Source organism: Paenibacillus sp. y28 (assembly GCF_037137075.1).
In the GTDB taxonomy this organism is placed as follows: Bacteria; Bacillota; Bacilli; order Paenibacillales; family NBRC-103111; genus JBBBNV01.
The window spans coordinates 1-20,871 of record NZ_JBBBNV010000029.1; the positions used below are offsets into that span (position 1 = coordinate 1).

General features: G+C 52.4%; 15 protein-coding genes. 11 read left to right on the plus strand and 4 right to left on the minus strand.

The genetic code is table 11. From position 1 onward, the window contains the following. Nucleotides 1–490 precede the first annotated feature (490 nt). The gene (locus WBG83_RS18700; RefSeq protein ID WP_336746835.1) at nucleotides 491–1,336 is read right to left on the minus strand and encodes a MurR/RpiR family transcriptional regulator; all 846 of its coding nucleotides are present in this window, start codon (nucleotides 1,334–1,336) and stop codon (nucleotides 491–493) included. Nucleotides 1,337–1,475: 139 nt separating this feature from the next. Between WBG83_RS18700 and gnd the strand changes: the two genes are divergently transcribed. Beyond that, a complete protein-coding gene (gene gnd / locus WBG83_RS18705; RefSeq protein WP_336746836.1) occupies nucleotides 1,476–2,375 on the plus strand; it encodes a phosphogluconate dehydrogenase (NAD(+)-dependent, decarboxylating) in 900 nt (299 codons plus the stop codon). 438 nt (nucleotides 2,376–2,813) lie between these two features. On the opposite strand, the gene WBG83_RS18710 is transcribed toward gnd, so the two are convergent. Further along, nucleotides 2,814–3,023 carry a hypothetical protein gene (locus tag WBG83_RS18710; protein WP_336746838.1) on the minus strand — a complete coding sequence of 70 codons (210 nt, stop codon included), beginning with the start codon at nucleotides 3,021–3,023 and terminating at the stop codon, nucleotides 2,814–2,816. An 83-nt stretch (nucleotides 3,024–3,106) separates the two neighbouring features. Beyond that, complete coding sequence (locus WBG83_RS18715; protein WP_336746839.1) at nucleotides 3,107–3,409, minus strand: hypothetical protein; 303 nt, start codon at nucleotides 3,407–3,409, stop codon at nucleotides 3,107–3,109. 175 nt (nucleotides 3,410–3,584) lie between these two features. Between WBG83_RS18715 and WBG83_RS18720 the strand changes: the two genes are divergently transcribed. After that, nucleotides 3,585–4,655 (plus strand): nitric oxide synthase oxygenase, encoded by a 1,071-nt coding sequence (locus tag WBG83_RS18720; RefSeq protein WP_336746840.1) that lies wholly within the window; start codon nucleotides 3,585–3,587, stop codon nucleotides 4,653–4,655. A 58-nt stretch (nucleotides 4,656–4,713) separates the two neighbouring features. On the opposite strand, the gene WBG83_RS18725 is transcribed toward WBG83_RS18720, so the two are convergent. Then, nucleotides 4,714–5,754, minus strand: a complete 1,041-nt coding sequence (locus WBG83_RS18725) for a Leu/Phe/Val dehydrogenase (RefSeq protein ID WP_336746841.1) — start codon at nucleotides 5,752–5,754, stop codon at nucleotides 4,714–4,716. 282 nt (nucleotides 5,755–6,036) lie between these two features. Here WBG83_RS18725 and WBG83_RS18730 point away from each other — a divergent pair, with 282 nt between their 5' ends. The 9 genes from WBG83_RS18730 to WBG83_RS18770 all read left to right on the plus strand — a co-directional run bounded on the left by WBG83_RS18730 (nucleotide 6,037) and on the right by WBG83_RS18770 (nucleotide 20,747). After that, nucleotides 6,037–6,990, plus strand: a complete 954-nt coding sequence (locus tag WBG83_RS18730) for an ABC transporter permease (protein WP_336746842.1) — start codon at nucleotides 6,037–6,039, stop codon at nucleotides 6,988–6,990. Further along, nucleotides 6,980–7,942: an iron chelate uptake ABC transporter family permease subunit gene (locus WBG83_RS18735; RefSeq protein WP_336746843.1), complete on the plus strand. Its 963-nt coding sequence runs from the start codon at nucleotides 6,980–6,982 to the stop codon at nucleotides 7,940–7,942. The genes WBG83_RS18730 and WBG83_RS18735 overlap by 11 nt, the downstream gene beginning before the upstream one ends. Further along, complete coding sequence (locus WBG83_RS18740; RefSeq protein WP_336746845.1) at nucleotides 7,936–8,694, plus strand: iron ABC transporter ATP-binding protein; 759 nt, start codon at nucleotides 7,936–7,938, stop codon at nucleotides 8,692–8,694. The genes WBG83_RS18735 and WBG83_RS18740 overlap by 7 nt, the downstream gene beginning before the upstream one ends. Before the next feature lie 110 nt (nucleotides 8,695–8,804). Beyond that, entirely contained in the window at nucleotides 8,805–9,788 is a 984-nt protein-coding gene (locus WBG83_RS18745) for a siderophore ABC transporter substrate-binding protein (RefSeq protein ID WP_336746846.1), read from the plus strand. A 751-nt stretch (nucleotides 9,789–10,539) separates the two neighbouring features. Further along, on the plus strand, nucleotides 10,540–16,698 hold the full coding sequence (locus tag WBG83_RS18750) for a DUF4073 domain-containing protein (protein ID WP_336746847.1): 6,159 nt from the start codon (nucleotides 10,540–10,542) through the stop codon (nucleotides 16,696–16,698). A 412-nt stretch (nucleotides 16,699–17,110) separates the two neighbouring features. Next, nucleotides 17,111–18,403 carry an SPFH domain-containing protein gene (locus WBG83_RS18755; protein ID WP_336746849.1) on the plus strand — a complete coding sequence of 431 codons (1,293 nt, stop codon included), beginning with the start codon at nucleotides 17,111–17,113 and terminating at the stop codon, nucleotides 18,401–18,403. A gap of 13 nt (nucleotides 18,404–18,416) precedes the next feature. After that, a complete protein-coding gene (locus WBG83_RS18760) occupies nucleotides 18,417–19,157 on the plus strand; it encodes a hypothetical protein (protein ID WP_336746850.1) in 741 nt (246 codons plus the stop codon). A 14-nt stretch (nucleotides 19,158–19,171) separates the two neighbouring features. Next, entirely contained in the window at nucleotides 19,172–19,885 is a 714-nt protein-coding gene (locus tag WBG83_RS18765; protein WP_336746851.1) for a hypothetical protein, read from the plus strand. 130 nt (nucleotides 19,886–20,015) lie between these two features. Beyond that, complete coding sequence (locus WBG83_RS18770; protein WP_336746852.1) at nucleotides 20,016–20,747, plus strand: hypothetical protein; 732 nt, start codon at nucleotides 20,016–20,018, stop codon at nucleotides 20,745–20,747. Nucleotides 20,748–20,871 lie beyond the last annotated feature (124 nt).

The window sequence follows — 20,871 nt, forward strand, 5'->3', positions numbered from 1 at the left end:
CCGTTCCAAACAGGATAACGCTGATTTTGACGCTACGTCTGTAGCTTCTTAAGCTTGAGAACTTTTAACTGTCCAGTTTATCTATGATAAAGATAAAATCATTTCAAATGTTGATGCATTCTGCAAGAACTATAACAGGACTCACGATACCAACCATATTAAAACAATTGTAATCCAACCGGTAAATGTAATTTGAGAAACGCTACCAATCGCCACGCCCAGTCAATTTGTTTCAATTCGTTATGGTGCGTTTTTGAGCCAAGCATCTTCTTCTAGTAAACATAAGGTATAAACTTTCCTATATCAACAAGAAGCCACTCCTATCAAAGGAGTGGTTATCTTCTGATTTGGCTTCGATTTAATTAGCAGACCATTAATGAATTACAACGCTGTAACGGCTAAATTCCGCAGAAACCGCCAGGGCTGTAGTTAGCCTGCCAGTGCTTGAAAATCCGCCTCAATGAATGGTGCCCTAAACACCAACGGCCCCCTAAATCCTCGTCTCGGAAATCGCCCGGCGGATTTTCTCCAAGGATTGGGTCGAGCTTGCTTTGTCGGCGATCATGACGTTGGCGTACAGGGCGTCGATGAGGCTGAGCTGGCCAATCCGTGAAGCCAGCGCCTCGGAACGATATTCGGTTTCGACGGAGCTGGTGTGCAGGGCGACATCGACCTTTTGGCTAATCGGTGATTTCGGGAAGCTGGTAATGCCAATCGTCCGGGCGCCGCTTTCCATGGCCAGGTTCATAATCCGGATCGTGTCCTTGTTCGTCCCCGAGTGGGAGATCAGGACGGCCACATCCTTCGATGACAGCTGGGAGGCCGACATGAACTGGAAGTGGGAATCCATGAAGGCGTAGCAGCCTTTGCCGGAACGGACGAATTTGTGGAAGGCGTCCATGGCGATAACGGAGGATCCCCCGGTACCGTAGAAGTTAATACGTTCGGCTTGAAGCAGCAGGGCCACGGCTTTCGCCAAGGCTTCTCCATCCAAAATAAACGCCGTATTTTCCAGGGTTTGAATGTTCGATTTGAAAATTTTTTCCGCGATGCTTTTTTCGTTGTCCTGTTCGGTAATTTCTTCGTGAATTTGCTGCATCGGCGACATGATTTCCGAGGCCAGAGAAATTTTCATGGCCTGGTAGCCTTTGTAGCCAATCCGTTTGCAGAAGCGGAATACGGTGGCGTCCGCTACGCCCAGGTCCTCGGCGACCTCGTTGATGGTGCTGTGTATAATGTTTTCGGGATTTTTTAGAATATAATTGGCGATTTGCTTCTCTTTATCGCTGAACCTTGGATAATGCAGGCGAATTCTTCCCAAGCAGCTCGTCGGCATAGACCCTCTTCCTTCGTTTTTATTTGAAATTATAGCATATTATGCTCATGAAAAAATTTTTATTAGATTCCATTGCACAAGGAAAAATATTTCGTATAATAAAGGCATGGTGAAATATTTTTTCAGGAGGATGATTCTAATGAAAGTGGGCTTGGTCGGTTTAGGCAAGATGGGGTTGAACCTGGCGATGAATATGATGGAGCACGGGCATCAGGTTGCCGCCTATGATGTGAATGCGGAAGCAGTGGCCGGCGTCTCGGCTGCGGGCGGTACAGGGGTGCATTCCTTGGCGGAGCTTGTAGGACAGCTGGAGTGTCCGCGGGTGCTGTGGCTGATGGTTCCTTCCGGAGCTTTGACGGAGAATGTCATTGCCGAGCTGACGCCATTGCTGTCGGCCGGTGATATTTTGATGGATGGCGGCAATTCCAATTACAAGGATTCAGTTCGGCGCGCGGCTCAGCTTAAGGAACGCGGTCTTCATTTTCTGGACGTGGGGACCAGCGGCGGCATGGAGGGCGCGCGTCATGGGGCTTGTACCATGATTGGGGGAGAACTGGACGTATTCAAGACGGTCGAACCGCTTTTTAACTCGATTTGTGTGGATCAGGGTTATTTGTATGCAGGTCCGAGCGGCAGCGGCCATTTCCTCAAGATGGTTCACAACGGAATTGAGTACGGCATGATGCAGTCGATTGCCGAGGGCTTTGAGATTTTGGACAAGGGCCCGTACCCATTCGATTATGAGCAAGTCGCCCGGGTATGGAGCAACGGCTCGGTTATCCGCTCGTGGCTGATGGACTTAACACAGCATGCGTTCTCGGAGGACCCGAAGCTTGAGGCGCTCAAAGGGGTTATGCAGTCCTCGGGGGAAGGCAAATGGACGGTTGAAGCCGCACTGGAATTCCAGACCGCTGCGCCAATTATTGCATTGTCGCTGATGATGCGGTACCGTTCGATGCAAGAAGACACGTTCTCCGGCAAAGTGGTGGCGGCCCTGAGAAATCAGTTCGGCGGGCATGGCGTCGTCCAGCACAAGTAGGGAAAACAGGAGCTCCTCCTCCTCACGATCAAGCGGCAGCAGCCGGTTACCTGGATTTCAGGTGCCCGGCTGCGCTTTTTTTGTCCGGAAATATGATTTCCATCGTAGGGAGTAGTCTCATTTATGCTGATGAACAATAGGAGAGGAGAAAGGAGGCATGATGCCATTGAACTGTGCATTTCTAAGTATGCTCCTGCTGTGCTTTGTCTGGCTGATGGCATCCTGTGCCTTACCGTTCCCGCCGCAGAAAGGTGCCGCGGCTCCCGTTCAGAAGGTGCTTACGTTCTGGGATGAGAATGCGAGGCCGGGCCGGACACAACATACCATCATTTTGACAAACAGTTTGAGATTTTCCGGAAATAAAAAAAGGGCCGTCCCCCCTCCATCTGGAAGGGGAACGGTCTTGTAGGCCTTGCTTGGAATGAGGCAGGCTGCGGGTTAGACACCCATACGCTTGCGCTGATTGTTCGGTTTTTTGTTAATCTGGCTTTTCATCTGGGGAACGGATTCCCCTGTAAAAGCGGACTGCTTGCCTTTCGCAGGCTGTTGGTTCTTGGCGGCCAGCTTCTGCTTTACCGCATCGGCCAGGCTCACTTTTTTTCTTTCCGGAGCTTGCTGCTGCTCTTGGTTCGTCGTTTCGCTCGACATGGAAACAAAACCCCTTTAAATATATTCATCTCTCTTAGTATACCTTGTTTGATGGCTATTCGTCATGTATTGGGCAACGAGGATTAATAATACCGGTGCGCGGAGCGTTGTGTCGAGTTAATGAGCAGCACAATGCCGCTGATGATATGCATGATCATGCCGACAAACGGAATCCAGGCGATAATGGATGTAATAATACCGACGATCGGACCGTAAGAGGGCTCTTTGCTGTTTAGGGAAAGAATGAGTGTAATGAGATGCAGCACAAACATGACGACTAGAGGCGTATAAGACATTCCCATGACGATGAGCCCGCCAAGGACCGGAATACCTAGAACAAGCTCCAGAACTCCACAAATGGCTTTTAAAATTCTTGCAGCACTCATAGCAAAACCTCCAACATTAAAATGTAGGTAATTTTGTTTCAGTCTACCAGAAGAAGTTCAAAAATTCTACATACTTCTTCCTTTGTTTGACCTCTGGAAAAGTTTTTTTGCTTGGAAGGAAGGCAGCGGCTTGACTATAATGAAGCCATAGACAATGGACAGGAGAAGCTGTGGAATGAAGCATGACATACTCATCGGAGAAGCGGCGCAGTTTATCACGACGGCGTACCGCGAATTAGGGAAGAGCGAAGCGGAAGCGGAGCGCCGCTTGCAGGGAATCAGACAGGACGTTGCCCGGGACGGCTGCTATGAGCATACGCCGGAGGAGCTGCAGTACGGCGCCAAGCTGGCCTGGCGCAACAGCAACCGCTGCATCGGACGGCTGTTCTGGGAGTCGCTGCATGTGATTGATGCCCGGCATGCTAGTACGGAACAGGAAATGGCGGAGGCGCTGTTTCATCATATCCACTATGCGACCAACGGCGGCAAAATTATACCGACGATTACCGTCTTCAAGCCTGCTCGCCCCGACGGGCCGGCCTTTCGTATTCTCAACCATCAGCTCATCCGCTATGCGGGCTATGACACCGGACAAGGCATTATCGGCGATCCGGCTTCACTGGCCTTCACTGTACGCTGCCGGGAGCTGGGGTGGGAGGGGAGGGGCACTCCGTTCGATGTGCTTCCGCTGGCGCTTCAGATTGGCGAGCGGACGCCGCAGCTGTTTGACATTCCGAAGCAGCTTGTGCTGGAGGTTCCGCTGACCCATCCTGAGCTTCCGGGCTTCTCCGATCTGCAGCTGCAGTGGTATGCGGTGCCAATGGTATCGGATATGCGGCTGGAAATCGGGGGCATCGATTATACGGCGGCCCCGTTCAACGGCTGGTACATGGGAACGGAAATCGGGGCCCGTAACCTGGCGGATCAGCAGCGCTACAACATGCTGCCCAAGGTTGCCGAAATTATGGGGCTCAATACGAAGCGCGATGCATCTCTATGGAAGGACAAGGCGCTGGTCGAGCTGAATGTGGCTGTCCTGCATTCATTCAAGCAGCGCGGGGTCATGATTGTGGACCATCATACCGCGGCGCAGCAATTTGCGAATTTCGAAGCGCGGGAGCAGAAGAACGACCGCGCGATTACGGGGGACTGGACCTGGCTGCTTCCGCCGCTATCCCCGGCAACAACGCGCATTTTCCATGAATTTTACGACAATACGGTCGTTAAACCGAATTTCTTCAAGTAGATGAGTACGGTGAAATTCATACGTTTATACCGGAGAGTCTGCGATGATATCGCTGTGTTTACAGGCCAAGCCGCTGCCGGGTTAAGCGATCCGCTGCGACAGCGGAGGAAATGCGGTGGAGCCGTGCGTATTGGAAGACGAGGGACAAGGTATGGCGGATATGCTCTACCTGCTTCTTGGCCATGGCGGCGTTGTCTCCGTTGAGCTCGGCCGCCGTCACGATAATGCCGCCAGCGTTAATGACATAGTCCGGGGCGTACAAAATCCCGAGCTTGTGGAGCATGTGGCCATATCTGCCGGCAGCGAGCTGATTGTTGGCCGCTCCGGCGATAACCCGGCAGCGAAGGCGGGGAATCGTATGGCTATTCAGAATGCCGCCCAAGGCACAGGGGGCAAACACATCGCATGACGTGTCATAAATATGCTCGACAGCAGCAGCGCGGGCGCCGAATTGCTCCATGACACGCTTGACCCGTCCTGGATCGATGTCGCAGACGGTTATTTCCGCCCCGGCCTTGGACAGGTAACGGCACAGAAAATAGCCGACCTTGCCCAGCCCCTGGATAGTGATTGAACGGTGCGCAAGCCGGTCTGACCCGTCCAGCTGCTTCAGGGCCGCCTGGATTCCGAGCATGACGCCGTACGCCGTCATCTCGGCCGTGAAGTCGTTGGTCGCCCCGAGAGAGCCTGACGTATCGGTGACATGGCTTGTCTCCATCCTGATCATATCCATATCCGCTACTGAGGTGCCCAGATCCAGCCCGCTGATGTATTGACCATGCAGGCCCTCTATGAACCGCCCCAGCATCCGAAGGGCTTGCGCTTTCCTGTCCGTGTCGGGCTGGCTCCAAATCACCGCTTTACCTCCCCCGTACGGGAGACCGGAAATGGCGCATTTGTAGGACATTGCCCGGGCCAGCCGAATTGCGTCACGGACGGCTTCTTTTTCCGAAGGGTATGCCCACATCCGGCAGCCGCCTAGAGCCGGTCCGAGACGGGTGCTGTGCAGGGCAATCACCGCCTGCAGCCCGCTCTCGCGGTCCTGGCAAAATACGAGCTGTTCCAAATCATCCCGTTTCATCGCCTTCCATATATTCATACCGCCGCCCCTCCCAGCCTTCCCATGAATGGTCGCAACTACTCGCTTTCATATCGTCTAAAGCCCCGGTGCGGCAGCCTTTACCGCAGCAAGGGTTAACAAAATGGACAACATTTGCAGTCCATTTCGGTGTGTTCCGCTTTTGTTGTATTGACAATAGTGTGTCGATGTGAGCTATAATGTTTGTATTGTTTTCTTCTTGAGAATGAATATCATTATTCTTGATAATGAGTATCATTTTTGAGGATACCTGTTTACAGCGAAGGAAGATACATACAAGCCATGAAAAAAAGATATTTGTTCATTGCGCTCATTCTTTTATCGGTTGCCTCTTTGTTCATCGGTGTCAAAAATATCTCGCCCCTCGACGTGTTCCGTTTAAGCGAGGATAAGGTGCAGGTGATGCTGATTAGCCGGATTCCCCGACTGATCAGTATTGTGATTGCCGGAGTCAGCATGAGCGTTGTCGGTTTAATCATGCAGCAGCTGACGAGAAATAAATTCGTTTCCCCCACTACGGCGGGCACGATGGATTCGGCCAAGCTCGGGGTTTTGGTGGCCTTAATGCTGTTCGCCTCCGCTACCCCGATGCAGAAAATGCTGGTGGCCTTTGTGTTTGCTTTGGCAGGGACCTTCATCTTTATGAAAATTTTGGAGCGTATCAAGTTCAAGGATGCGATCTTTATTCCGCTGGTCGGTCTGATGTTCGGCAGCATCGTCAGCTCGCTGACGACCTTTTTCGCCTACAAGTACGATCTCATTCAGAACATCTCCGCCTGGCTGCAAGGGGACTTCTCCATGACCATCAAGGGGAGATATGAGCTCTTATATATTAGTATTCCGCTGCTCATCCTTGCGTACTTGTTTGCCAACCGCTTTACGGTGGCCGGGATGGGCGAGGATTTCGCCACGAACCTGGGCCTCAAATACAAGCAGGTGGTGAATCTCGGGCTCACGATTGTCGCGATGGTGACCGCAGTTGTGCTGCTGACCGTAGGAGCTATTCCGTTCCTCGGGCTGATTATCCCGAACATCGTGACGATCTACAGAGGCGATCATTTGAAAAATAACCTGGCGCATACCGCGCTGCTGGGCGCAGGTTTTGTTCTGTTCTGCGATATCCTCGGACGGATCATCATCTATCCGTTCGAAATTCCGATCGGCCTGACGGTCGGCGTTATCGGAAGCGGCATTTTCGCTTATTTGTTGATGAGGAGAAAGGCATATGAATCCTAGAGTGAACCTCAATGTAAAGCTTGCTTCCCTTGCGATGGTGGCTGTCGCTCTGATTGCCCTTTTCCTGCTCATTAATTTGAACGGCAATATTGGCTATATTTTGCCGCGCAGGGGCCTCAAAATAGCTGCTATCGTGCTGACTGCAGCCTGTATCGCCTTTTCGACCGTCGTCTTCCAGACGATCACGAACAACCGGATTTTAACGCCGAGTATTATCGGGCTTGATTCGTTGTATATGCTTGTGCAGACGTTCGTGGTGTTCGTCTTCGGCTCGGCGCATCTGACCACAGCCAATACCAATGTGAACTTCATCATTTCCGTCGCGGCGATGGGGCTGTTCACGGGACTGCTGTACAAGGTGCTGTTTAAGCGGGAGGGCAATACGATTTACTTCCTGCTGCTGATTGGCATCATTTTGGGGACGTTCTTCGGTAGCATTACCACCTTTTTGCAGGTGCTAATCGATCCGAATGAATTCCTCGTGGTTCAAGGCAAAATGTTCGCCAGCTTCAACAATATCAACACCAAGCTGGTAACAATGGCGGGCATCGCGGTGGTGCTGACTTCGCTGTATTTTATCCGGTTCGTCAAATATTTGGATGTCCTGTCGCTCGGCAGAGAGCATGCGGTGAACCTCGGCGTTCCTTATGATTTTGTGGTCAAACGGCTGCTGATAGTCGTCGCAATTCTGATTTCGATATCTACGGCGCTGGTTGGCCCGATTACGTTCCTCGGTCTGCTGGTGGCCAATATCGCCTATCAGTTCCTGAACACATACCGGCATACGTATTTAATTACCGGTTCGATTCTGATTAGTATTGTCGCGTTAGTCGGCGGACAGCTGCTGGTTGAGAGGGTGTTCACCTTCTCGACGACGGTCAGCGTCATTATTAACTTCGCCGGCGGCGTGTACTTCCTATATCTGCTGTTGAGGGAGAACAAGAAATGGTAGAAGTGAAGAAGGTCTCGAAAAAGTACGGCAGCAAGTTTGTCGTAGAGGAGGTTTCCGTCCGAATCCGCAAAGGGAAAATTACTTCTTTTATCGGTCCCAATGGCGCAGGAAAGAGCACCCTGCTGTCCATGATTAGCCGCCTCATTCCAAGAGACAGCGGAGAAATCACCATTGACGGCCAGGAGGTAAGCAAGTCCAAGAGCAGCGATCTGGCGAAGAAGATTTCTATACTGAAGCAAGCCAACCATATTCATGTCCGGCTGACCGTAAGGGAGCTGGTTTCCTTCGGGCGTTTTCCTTATTCACAGGGCAACCTGACGAAGGAAGACTGGGTGCATGTGGATGAGGCTATCCGCTACATGGAGCTGGAGGACATGCAGCATAAATATTTGGACCAGCTGAGCGGCGGGCAAAAGCAGCGCGCCTTCATTTCCATGGTTATCGCCCAGAACACAGATTATATTCTGCTGGACGAGCCGCTGAACAATCTGGACATGAAGCACTCCGTGCAAATTATGAAGGTGCTGCGGAGGCTGGTGGATGAGCTGGGTAAAACTGTCATTATCGTCATTCACGATATCAATTTTGCTTCCTGTTATTCCGATTACATCGTCGCGCTCAAGCATGGCCGGGTGATTAAGGAAGGACCCACCGATGAAATTATCGACCGCGATGTACTGAAGGAGCTGTACGAGATGGACATTCAAATTGAAAGCATCAACGGCAACAAAATCGGGATTTATTTTGCTTAGTTTGGAAATCTGTTTTATCAAGCGCCAAGCGGTATCATTCGCTTTGACGCGCTTGGACATGGTGGTAATGCTTTACCCAATATAAAACTTCTTAGGAGTGAGGTAGTCGAATGAAAAAGTTGTCTATGCTGTTGTTGGTCGTTATGATGGCCGTCATCGCCGCTGCATGCTCAAGCGGTAACGGTGCGTCTTCAGGTGCAGCTCCGGCCGTAAGCCCGGCGGCATCTCCAGCATCCAGCCCTGCAGCGAATGGGGAGCTGACCTTCAAGCATCAGTTGGGGGAAGCCAAGGTTAAGAAAAATCCGAAAAAGGTTGTCGCCTTTGACTTTGGCGCGCTTGATACACTTGATAAGCTCGGTATTGAAGTAACCGGTGTGCCGCAAAAGAACGTTCCGGAATACTTGGCGAAATATAAAGACGCCAAATACCAAAACGTCGGCAGTCTGCAAGAGCCCGATTATGAGAAGCTGAGCAACATCCAACCGGACGTCATCTTTATTTCCGGCCGCCAATCGGCCGCCTACGCGGAGCTAAGCAAGCTGGCTCCGACGATTTATATCGGCGTGGATACGAAGGACTACTTGAATTCCTTCAAAACGAACATGAACATGATCGGCCAAATGTTCAGCAAAGAAGCGGCGGTTGATGCGGAGCTGGCTAAAATCGATACGACCATCAACAGCGTAAAAACGAAAGCGGCCAACGGTAAAAACGGCCTTGTGATTTTGGCCAATGACGGGGCAATCAGCGCTTATGGCCCAGGCTCCCGTTTCGGAATAATCCATGACGTGCTGGGCGTCCCGGCCGTTGACAAGAGCATCGAGGTGTCCACACACGGACAAAGCATCTCATTTGAGTACATTGCAGAGAAAAATCCGGATTATCTGTTCGTTGTAGACCGCGGTGCTGCCGTCGGCGGCACGGCTTCGGAAGCAGCGAAGCGAATTGTCGAGAATGAGCTGGTTAAAGAGACAAACGCCTTCAAAAATAACCACATCGTCTATTTGGATCCGGGCTACTGGTATCTCTCCGGCGGCGGGCTGATCTCCACCGGCGAAATGATTAACCAAGTCGACAAAGGCTACAACAACTAAAACAGTTGTCTGCCAGGTGGGATTGCCCAGAGCTTATATAGGAGCGTACGGTTTTCCCCGGAATACATGACAAAGCGCAAGAAGCTTCCGAGCCCCTTTTGTAACGAGGGTACTTGGAAGCTTCTTTGCTTGAATACGGGGGTTATCTCTTGCTCTTTCATTAAGAGAGCTTAGGGGCAGTCCTTTATTCCTTTGTTTTGCGGGAATTCCTGTTCTAGTCCCTCTCCAATACGCTTGTCCCAAACGCACGGGCTGCTCCACGTTGCTTCCTTTCATATTTGTTGAAGTGATCGGTAGTTGACGCTTCCGAACTTCCTGTTACAATAGGAATATTGGACTAGTAAATCCGGGGACTAAGGTTATATCCGTCATTTCTTGTCGAATAAAAGGCGTGTGCAAATAAATGTGAGAATAATGGAGGAAAAAAGAAGAATATGTCGAACTCATTACCGTAATCTTGAGGTTTACATGTAGGGTTCAGAAGCTTAGATGTAGAGCCCTTATGATTTCTATCGCATGGCTGTTACGACCAATGAGGGCTGCCAATCACGGGAGGGGGTGTTGCTGAGTAGGCTTTAATGATCTGGAGAAGCTTGTTCCCAGAGGCGGCTTTGCACGATGGAGGTATACCTAGGTATACCTTGGATGAACCGATCGTGGTTTATGTCGTGTCTTATAGCAAGCTTCGAATGCCTGCTTTTTGGGGCAGTAGGTCGATTCCATTTATACAAAACGGGAGGTTCACAAAGTAATGACTATACGAATGGGCAAGACCCTTTCCTTATTTTTTTCTTTAGCATTGCTGGTTCCATTGTTTATCTTGTCTCCTTCAGGGGTGTCGGCCGCGCCGGCGGTTAGTGGCCTTTCCTTCTCTGATGCCGTTGGCCAGGCATATGATGGTCAGACAGTCATCGGCCTGGGGGCACCTTCGGACCCGGCACATACGTTCCGTTACATACTCTCTACTGACGGGAATGCGGTTTCCGCTCCGAATCTGGGTGATGACGTCAGCGCATGGACGGCCGTCTCCGATGGAGACCGAATTATTGCGGCCGACGGACAGCATGTTGGAGTAGCGGAGGTGGACGGAAGCAATCGCGTGGTCGCATTCAGCAATGCCCAGGCAGTTGTGGTTCTTGCGAAGGTTCAGCTACTGAGCGGACAAGCCCTGCCAGCCGCAGATTTCGAGACGGTGCAGGCAGCAGTGGACGCAGCTGTTGACGGCGATACGGTTGCTATCGGAGCCGGAACCTTCCGGGAGCAGGTGACGGTGACGAAGGCTATCACATTGCAGGGAGCCGGTGTGGACCAAACGGTAATCGAAGCCCCGGATTCTGCTGATTTGCAGCAAAGCAGTGATTGGAAGAACCTGAAGGCGCAGAAGGTTTATGCGGTAATCGGTGTGAAGGCAAGCGGTGAAGTTACGGTAAAGAACCTGACCGTCGATGGACGCGATCAAGGCAAGATAGAATACTACTACACCCTTGCTAATCCGATTTATAATTATAGCTTCAATGGTATCGCTGTTCTTGATACAACGGCCACGGTTGATTCCGTCAAGATAACCGGAATCAGGGACTTGTCAACCCAGCATAATGCGTTTGTTCCAGCTGGATACGAGCCGGCTGACCAGCCTTCCGGAGCGAACCATAATGAGAGTATTTTTGCTGAGAGTAAAGATGGAGCCGGGGCACATACGGTCACGGTGAAGAATTCCACCATAACCAAGTTCCAAAAAACGGGGATTTTGGCCTGGGGACCCACTTTGACGGTTGATATTCGCGATAATACTATTCAAGGATATGGGCAAACCCTGTACAGCACAGGAAACGGAATCCAGATTGCGTCCAGTGACCGAAGCTCGTATGCTTCCGGCGACCCGGCCAACGGCGACAGACGGGGAACGACGGGGACCATATCGGGCAACAAAATTCTCGGTATTGGTCTAGTCATCCCTGAGCCGGGACAACAGGAATCTTACTTTAATCCGGGCCTCGGCGATCCTTCGGGAATAATTCTTTACGAAGCAGGCAACGGAATCGTGATTGAGAGCAATGAGATTACTGGTGCGAAGGTTTTCCCATGGTATGACAGCTATTTGTCCAATGCCTGGGATGATGGAATCGGCTACGGACATACCGGCGTGGATCTGGTCAGCAGTCCGAATGTTATTGTCCGCAATAACGAAATTAGCGATTTTGCAGAGGGTATTGTCCTTGAAAACGTGCTGCCCGGCGCTCCTTATTCTGTGTCCGGCAACAGCTTCAGCGGCAACCACATTGACATCTGGTCGCCTTCCGGCAACAGCTCGATAGCGCTGGCTGACGGAGCTGACACAATCGGGTATGCCGCTACCGGCTTGAACCTGGGCGCAGTCAGCGGCTTCGGGTTGGGGGATCGCATTAATGTGGTCGGTTTTGTGGCCCATAGCCAGAGCAATCCCTATGTCGGTTCCGTTAACGGTTACTACGGGACCATAGCGGACCGAACCATCAGCTACAATGACGGGGGAACCCTCTATGACGTTCCTGTCCATTATAGTGACGGCCAGCTGGTTGTAGACTTTACCGGCGGCAGTGTAACGGAAGGCGATGGCACCAACGTGGCGGCTCGCTCCATTCAGGTGGCGGCAGGAGCCGTAGAAACTGTTCTTTATGTGGACACCGATGGAGACACAGGCCAGGCAGAGCTGGAAATCAAGCTGGACGGGGTGTACAGCGTAGATAACTTCAGGTTGAGCGGCGGCTATATCGAGTTTGTGGCCGGCCCGATGAGTGCTGTCTACACACCTGCGCATAACGCGTCTGCTGCAGCTGTGGATTCAGATTTGCAGCTTCAATTTAATGAATCGGTAACTGCCGTATCCGGCAAGAAAATCACGGTGAAGCTGGCTGAAGACGACAGTGTGGTGGAGACGATTGACGCGGCCGATACCATGCGGGTCACCGTGAACGGCTCCGGCGTAACGATCGATCTGTCCAAGGATCTATTGTTCGGTACCGGATATTATGTAGAGATGGATGCAGGCGCTTTTGCAGCTGTGTCGGGCCAGTCTGTCAGCAGCGGTTTGACCGGCAGCACCGCATGGAGCTTCGCAACCGAGATCCGATCAGAAGTGAATGCGGCAGACTCCTATTCGCTCAAGCACTATCTGACCAATGCCCATGTAGATACGATTAACCTTCAAACAGGAGCTGTCTATGATTTAGCGGGTGGAACCATTAGCCGCGAACTGACCATTAACGGGAATGGAGCAACGATTATTGCCGGATTAGGCGTTGCGGACGTATTGGTTCGTTCAGAGGGCGTTATCGTCAGTAAGGACCCGCCGGGCAATGACCTGACCGGTCAAGCCTTCCTGCGGGTGGAAGGAGTCGGCAGCAAGCTGGTGCTGAAGGACGTTACCCTGCAGAACGGTACGGACAAAAACGGCTCGACCAATGCGGATGACGGTATTCTGGCAGTTATCAATATCAAAACAGGCGGTTCGTTGGAAGCTGATCATGTAGCTCTGAAGGGCTTCCACAACAACCCCACTCCAGGAAACAACCAAAGCTTTGGTATTCATGCCGAGCCGGGAGCTGTGTCTACTGTTATTAAGGATTCGTTGTTTGACAGCAGTAACGCCTTCCGCAATGCGATTGCCGTTCGCCGGGGAGCTGTGGAGATTTCCGGGAATACCTTCAGGGGTACGGATTATCCGCTTCGGCTCAGACAATCCGACGGGTATGAATACGCGATGTACATTTATGGAGGAACCGGTTCCATCACTACCAACACGATAACCGGCTATGACAGCACGACTCAACAGGGCTATGCCAGCGCGGGAATTGCGGTAATCGGGTTCTATCCGATTAACCTCACCATTGAGGGCAATAACCTCGATTACAATGAAAGTGGAATCGACATTACCAAGACCTGGACCTTCTTTTCGACCAATACCCAGCTGACGGTCAACGGCATGTCCGTAGACAACAGCGAAGTGGCCTTTATCTTGGGGGAAAAGCTTAAGCTCGCGAATATGCAGGATTATGTCAGCGTGTCCTTGGATCAGACCGATGAAGTGAAGATGCAAGCAGGAACGGCGGGTTCCTATTATTCCGTTATGGGCGGATACCGGTCTCCGCTGATCTTCGCCTCGGAGCTTACCGCCCAATCTGTGAAGCTGTCTTTTGCTGCTGATACAGGTACGGCAGATGCATTGCAGGCCGCCACCTCCGTAGGCTTCGAGGTGCAGCGGGATAATGAGACTTCCTGGACAGCTGTCAGCAGCCAAGCTATCACCTGGACACAGCAGGGGGTGGCTGTCTTGAATCTGGAGCAGCATCATACGTACCGGATCAGGGCTGTGATGACACATAACAGCGCTACGGATACCGTGGACAATGTCATGCGAAATTTAATTACGTATTCAAACCCGCTCGTCCTTGCCACGGTCACAGCAGATGACGATCTGGATGTTCTCGCAGGTGCGGATGCATCGATGGAATATTCCACAGACGGCGGAGTAAACTGGACCAGCTATGACCCGGCTGAGGCACCAACCTTTGCGGGCGCCAAAACGGTCCTTGTACGGACAGCGGCAAGCAGCACAGCTCTGGCGGGTGAAGCCATTGCCGTGTCATTCACGGCAAACAAAGCGGAGTTGACTGGCGTAGCAGGACAAACAACAGCAACAGCAGGAGGCGGAGACGGCAGCGCAGCGGACAAGGCGATCACATGGATCGTCAATGTGCCGAACAGCACCGCGAAGCTCGCTCTTGCCGATGTAACCACAGTAACGGGCGCAACCTACCAGTTGTATACGGACAGCAGCTTCACGGCGGAGATTACAGGCGCTTCGACCGTCGACCTGACGGCAGGCGGGGGAACGACCGTATACGTGAAGGTAACGGCCCAGGACGGCGTAACCGCGAAGTACTACGCGGTAACGATCAACCGGGCAGAGACATTGACGTACAGCATTGTGTTGAGTGAAACGGGCAATCACAGCTTTGGTACTGCAACAACCGGTTACACCGGGCCGACGGCATACAGCGTGACGGTGAGCAATACGGGCACCAGTCCGACAGGTGAGTTGACGGTAATCTTGAGCGGAACCAACGCCAGTGACTTTACCTTGTCGAAGACAGAGGTAAGCGATCTGGCGGCAGGAGGCAGCGACAGCTTCACCGTAGCGCCGAAGTCAGGCTTGGCGGTGGGCAGCTACACGGCAACGGTAACGGTGTCGGGTGCTTCGTTCACGGCACAACACTTCACGGTCAGCTTCGCGGTCCTGCCTTCGCTGAGCAATGATGCAGGTTTGACGAGTATTGCGGGACAAACGACAGCAGCAGCAGGAGGCGGAGACGGCAGCGCAGCGGACAAGGCGATCACATGGACCGTCAATGTGACGAAAGGTACAGCAACGCTTGCTCTTGCCGATATAACCACGGTAACGGGTGCAACCTACCAGTTGTACACGGACAGCAGCTTCACGGCGGAGATTACAGGCGCTTCGACCGTCGCCCTGACGGCAGGCAGAGCAACAACCGTATACGTGAAGGTAACGGCCCAGGACGGCGTAACCGCGAAGTACTATGCGGTGACGATCAAACGGGCGGAGACTTCGTCATCCACTTCATCGGGTGGCTCAAGCAGCACCACAAGCGGCACCAATACGGATAGTGGAGTAAATGTCTACGTCAACGGCAAAGCCGAGAGTGCAGGTACTGCCACAGTGAAAAATGTCGATGGCCGCACCGTTACCACCATTGACGTGAATCAGCAGAAGCTTGAGGCCAAACTGGCTGCCGAGGGCAAGGATGCGGTTGTTACCGTAATGATGACCAAACCGTCGGATGTACTGATCGGCCAACTGAATGGCGAAATGATTCAGAAGATGGAGCAGCAGCAAGCTTCGCTTGAATTGAGGACAACGGATGCTTCATACAATGTGCCGTCGTTGCAGCTTAACATCCAAAGCCTGGCAGAGAAGCTTGGAGCAGATCAACTGAAAGATGTGACGCTTCAGATTAGTATTGCCGAGACCGGTGCGGACAAGCTGAAAGTAGTAGCTGATGCCGCGGCGGCAGGGAATTTCACGGTCGTGGTGCCATCGATCGACTTTACAGTCCATGCGAAATATGGGGACATGTCTATCGAGATTACGGACTATAAGGTTTATGTACAGCGGATGATTGCTATTCCTGAAGGCGTAGATCGGAACAAAGTTACAACGGGTGTCGTAGTTGAAGCGGACGGAACCGTGCGCCATATTCCTACCCAGGTGGAAGTCATGGACGGCATGTATTATGCAGTCATTAACAGCTTGACTAATAGTACCTATTCCGTTGTTTGGCATCCATTGGAGTTTGCAGATGCAGCCGGTCATTGGGGGCAGAATGCTATCAATGATATGGGCTCCCGGATGGTCATTGAGGGCGTTGGCGCGGCCAGCTTTGAGCCTGATCGGGATATTACCCGTGCAGAGTTTGCTGCCATTCTGGCAAGAGGCCTCGGTCTTCGCCTGAATCCGTACCACGATGCCCCGTTCTCCGACGTAGCCGCGAAGGATTGGTATGCACAGGTTGTTCAAACGGCCTTCGACTACCAGTTGATTGCAGGGTATGAGGATGGCACCTTCCGGCCGGAGGAGAAGATTACCCGCCAGGAAGCAATGACTATTATCGCCAAAGCCATGCGGATTACTGGACTGAAGGAAAAGCTGACTGGCGTAAGCGGCGTTCTTTCTGCTTACCAGGATCAAGGAGACATTGCAACTTGGGCATATGAAGCCGTGACGGATTGTGTAACAGGCGGTCTAGTCGCCGGCCGAAGCTCCGCGCTCATGGCGCCTGAGGCCAATATGACCAGAGCTGAAGTGGCTGCCATTGTACAGCGGCTGCTCCAGAAGTCAGAGCTAATCTAACTACTCTCCAAATGACTCAATAAAAAAGGCGCGCTTTCTCTCAAGAGAGACAGCGTGCCTTTTGCATCATTCTTATAGCCTCCAGACGCATCCTTGCGGGCCGCATGAAGAAGCGGAGTATGGATGAAAAATGAGTTTTTGGTGAGACCGGTATGCTAGAATAGGATAGAATCGTTGCAGAGGGCAGAGGCATAGACGTTGATATGGAGGGGATTACCCAAAAACCGTCATGACGTTCTATCGCATCCCCGGTATGAAAGCAGCTCTTTCACAGAAAATCGTCGGATCGATGCCCTGAATTTCAGTTAAAAGAATCGTTCAGCAAGCCCTGAATCATGAGTCGAATTAGCGAGAATTACGTAATAACATATATAACCATATGATTCAAAGGTCTAGGGAAGGGGTTGTAGGCTTGGCACTGCTCGATGTAGTTAAATACGACGGGCCTTCAGGGGTTCTGGCATGGAAGTATCCAAAGGAAGATCTGGGGACGTGGACCCAGCTGATTGTACATGAAACACAGGAGGCTATCCTGTTCAAGGGCGGACAGGCGCTGGATTCCTTCGGAGCGGGGCGGCACACATTGGCGACGCAAAATATTCCGCTGCTGTCATCCCTCGTGAATCTGCCCTTTGGCGGTAAATCGCCGTTTTCGGCAGAGGTCTGGTTCATTAATAAGGTGCACACGCTGGATATTAAGTGGGGCACGCCATCTCCGATACAATTGCAGGACCCGAAATACCAGCTGCCGATCTCAGTGCGGGCATTTGGCCAGTTCGGGGTGCAAATCGAGAACGCCCGCAAGTTTTTGCTGAAGCTGAACGGCACGCTGCCGATGTTCGATGCGGCGACCTTGAACAAGTTTTTCAGCGGCGTCCTGCTGATGAACATCAATAAGCTCATTTCGGGGTATCTCGTACATAAGCGGATCAGCATGCTGGATATCAATGCCTATGTGGGCGATATTTCGGTGCATATGGAAGAGCAGATAGCGCCGATTTTCGAAGAATATGGCATTAAGCTGCTCAATTTCAATGTGCTGTCCATTAATATTCCGGAGAACGATTCAGCGACCAAAAGGCTAAAGGACGCGCTGGCCAAACGGGCGGAAATGGACATTCTCGGCTATACGTACCAGCAGGAAAGAACCTTTGATACGCTGGAGGAAGCGGCCCGGAGCGACGGCCCGGGATCATCGGTGATGGACGCAGGAATTGGCATGGGTATGGGATTCAGCATTGGCGGGGGCTTCGGTGAGCATATGGTCCGGCTCGTGGGCCAGCTGGACAGCTCCCCCCAGCAGCGAGCGTGTCCCGCGTGCCGGGCGGCGAATAGGCCGGACGCCCAGTTCTGCAATAGCTGCGGGCATTCATTCCGGCGGGCAGGCACGCCGCAGGAGCAGAGCGTGACTTGCGGCAATTGCAAAATGCCATTCCCGCGCAACTCCAAGTTTTGCCCTCACTGCGGCGATCCATATCACCCTTGCCCGGGCTGCAAAACGGATAATCCGAAGGATGCGGTCACCTGCGCTGCGTGCGGAACTGCGCTGAATACAGCCTGCCGGCAGTGCGGGATGAGCATTGTCCCCGGGGCCAAATTTTGCTCTGAATGCGGAACAAGCACGGTTTTGCACTGCGGACAATGCCGCACCGAAGTGAAGCCGGGCCAGAAATTTTGCCTGGAGTGCGGGCACAAGCTGAGCTAAGGAGGGGAAGAGGTTGACAAAATATCGGTATTCTGGTCTGGCGACCGTTATGTTTGCCCTGGTGGCGGTGGTGACATTGCTGCTGTTCCTGGTGCTGAACGGGCCTTTAGTCAGCCAGGGACACTGGTCGGTTTCGCTTGCTTCCGCCCTGGTGGCGGAGCTGGCGGCCTATAGCTATGCTCTGTATTTGATCCGCCACACCAGACAGGTGCAGCGAATTGTGCCGAGCTATTTGGCGATTGGCTCGGTATTGGTGCTATACGTCGCGGCTGTTGTGGCGGACATGGTGCTGTTCTGGTTTATTTTTGACGTTGCGGTTACGACGTATCTGTATATTCAGCTTATGACAGCTGGCCTTGCTGCGATTGGCGTTGTCGTTGCAGCCATGGTCACCAAGTATACGGAAGATCAGGAAGAGGAAATCAAGTATCAGACTCAGTTGATGAAGCAGCTGCAGTTTACGCTGTACTCCGTACAGGAGGATTTGGCCGGACTCGATCATGCCGAATTGAAGGAGCTTCAGAACATGATTGCCGACTTGGAGGAAAACGTACGACTGAGCAATCCGGTCGGGCACCCTTCTCTGGCTTCGATGGAGGAAAACCTGCTGTGGCAGGCAGGCGAGCTGCACAAGTGTATCCGGGGGTTCCTTGATGAGGCGGCAGAGGTGAAGGCCGATTATCCCCGCCGGCTGGTGCGGGATCTCGTCAGTGATTTAAACAAGCGTAACAGACAGCTGCTGCTGTTAAAATAAAGGGGGTATAGTGATTGGGTCCGCATGATAAGCCCTTTATCAGCAATGGAACGATCGTTCTTTTTCTATTTGTGTTTTTTCCACTGGTTGTTGTTTTGATGATTGCCAGAGTACTCAAGCATCGAAGCTACACCCATTTGAGAATTTTGGATGGCCGTTTTTTTGCCAAATTTCTGTTTTATATTTTTCTGGTCATGTCCGTCGTCTATTTCGGCCAGTTGATCGCGGGCAATGAGCCGCTGTTCAGCGTTTATTTATTTTTTATTGTGTTCGCGCTCATACCCAGCACATATTTCAGAGCGAGAGCCGAGATGCTTAGTAATGAACTGGATGCCCGGTTTAAGCACTATCGCCGTATGCTCTATGAAGAAGGCGTGACTTCGATTCCACATTTGGCGCAAAGTGTGAGCCGGGGAACGGAGACCGTGCTTCATGAGCTGCAGCGGATGATTCATTTGGGGCTGCTCCCGGGCGCCTATCTGGATACTGCTGCTAACCGGATACAATTAAGCCCGGAGGCTTTCCAGAGCCAAGATGAACATTCGTATGCGGAAGACGAGGAAGAGACCGGACCGGTCCCGGGTGAAGCAGAGGTTCGCCAGTCCGGCACCGTGCCGCAGCAGCCTCCCAAAGCAGTGGAATGCCACGGCTGCGGGTTCAAGGTGCAGCTGAAGCCGGGCCAGCAGCAGGAGTGCCAGTTTTGCGGGTCCGTCATTCCGTATTCCTGAACTTCCAAGGATGAAGGACAGAGCAAGGAGCTTCTGCGGAAATTGAATCACCGAAGCTCGCGGTGCGGCATAGGGGCCTCTATTTTCACGAACCTGTACGGGGCTGTTCATCATGGGGAGGGAATGGAATATGCAGGACGGCAATAAGCCGTATTTTAGTAACATGCTTATCTTTTTAATGTTTGTATTGTTGTTTCCGGTATCCTACTTGATGGTGGTCATTCGCTTCTTCAAGCACTGGCACTATACTCACCTCAAAATCAGTGATTTGCGGGTTGGGGCCAGTTTATACCTGCTAAGCTGCGGGTTTATGGTTTTTCTTATTGGGGCTGCTGCCTCCGGAAACAACAACGGTGACGGCCCCACTCCAATATTTGCGTTTTTCCTGTTGTTTGTGGTTCTGGCGCTGCCTGGCATGCTTCTGCTGTGGATTGCGGCTCTAATGAGAAAAAATTTGAATAAGCGGTATGTCCGGTACCAGGAGCTGATCATGCGGAACGGGCTTCGCTCCATTGAAGCGCTGGCAGATACGGTCAACAAGCACTGGAGAACCGTGATTCAGGATGTATACCGAATGATGCACCTGGGACTGCTGCCCGCGGGACAAATTGACCCGGGCACGTTCCAGCTTGTCATAAGCTCTCAGGGGCAAGCCGATTCAGACGGCTTCAAGACGGCTGCGGCCTTCTCTGAGGGTCATGCAAGCTGGCAGGAGGCCGCCCCCGCCAGGGAGAAGGCAGGACAACCCCCGCGAGGGGGGCTCCAAACTGTGGAATGCCCGGGCTGCGGCTCCGGAGCGCAGCTGCGATCCGGAGAAAGCGCGGCCTGCGAATATTGCGGCGCGAAGCTGCAAACGACATAACGGGAAAGGGGTTCGACCGACCGCCACGCGGTGTCGCAACGCGCGTATCGCCAAAACGAACCGGAAAAGGAAGCCTGCCGAGACCGCAGAGGGCTTCCTTTTTTTACCACTGTTATTCATGACA

Bases quoted from the DNA above. Each gene is read 5' to 3' on its own strand.
- WBG83_RS18700 (WP_336746835.1), bottom strand. From the start codon at position 1,336: ATGCCGACGAGCTGCTTGGGAAGAATTCGCCTGCATTATCCAAGGTTC.
- gnd (WP_336746836.1), top strand. From the start codon at position 1,476: ATGAAAGTGGGCTTGGTCGGTTTAGGCAAGATGGGGTTGAACCTGGCG.
- WBG83_RS18710 (WP_336746838.1), bottom strand. From the start codon at position 3,023: ATGTCGAGCGAAACGACGAACCAAGAGCAGCAGCAAGCTCCGGAAAGA.
- WBG83_RS18715 (WP_336746839.1), bottom strand. From the start codon at position 3,409: ATGAGTGCTGCAAGAATTTTAAAAGCCATTTGTGGAGTTCTGGAGCTT.
- WBG83_RS18720 (WP_336746840.1), top strand. From the start codon at position 3,585: ATGAAGCATGACATACTCATCGGAGAAGCGGCGCAGTTTATCACGACG.
- WBG83_RS18725 (WP_336746841.1), bottom strand. From the start codon at position 5,754: ATGAATATATGGAAGGCGATGAAACGGGATGATTTGGAACAGCTCGTA.
- WBG83_RS18730 (WP_336746842.1), top strand. From the start codon at position 6,037: ATGAAAAAAAGATATTTGTTCATTGCGCTCATTCTTTTATCGGTTGCC.
- WBG83_RS18735 (WP_336746843.1), top strand. From the start codon at position 6,980: ATGAATCCTAGAGTGAACCTCAATGTAAAGCTTGCTTCCCTTGCGATG.
- WBG83_RS18740 (WP_336746845.1), top strand. From the start codon at position 7,936: ATGGTAGAAGTGAAGAAGGTCTCGAAAAAGTACGGCAGCAAGTTTGTC.
- WBG83_RS18745 (WP_336746846.1), top strand. From the start codon at position 8,805: ATGAAAAAGTTGTCTATGCTGTTGTTGGTCGTTATGATGGCCGTCATC.
- WBG83_RS18750 (WP_336746847.1), top strand. From the start codon at position 10,540: ATGACTATACGAATGGGCAAGACCCTTTCCTTATTTTTTTCTTTAGCA.
- WBG83_RS18770 (WP_336746852.1), top strand. From the start codon at position 20,016: ATGCAGGACGGCAATAAGCCGTATTTTAGTAACATGCTTATCTTTTTA.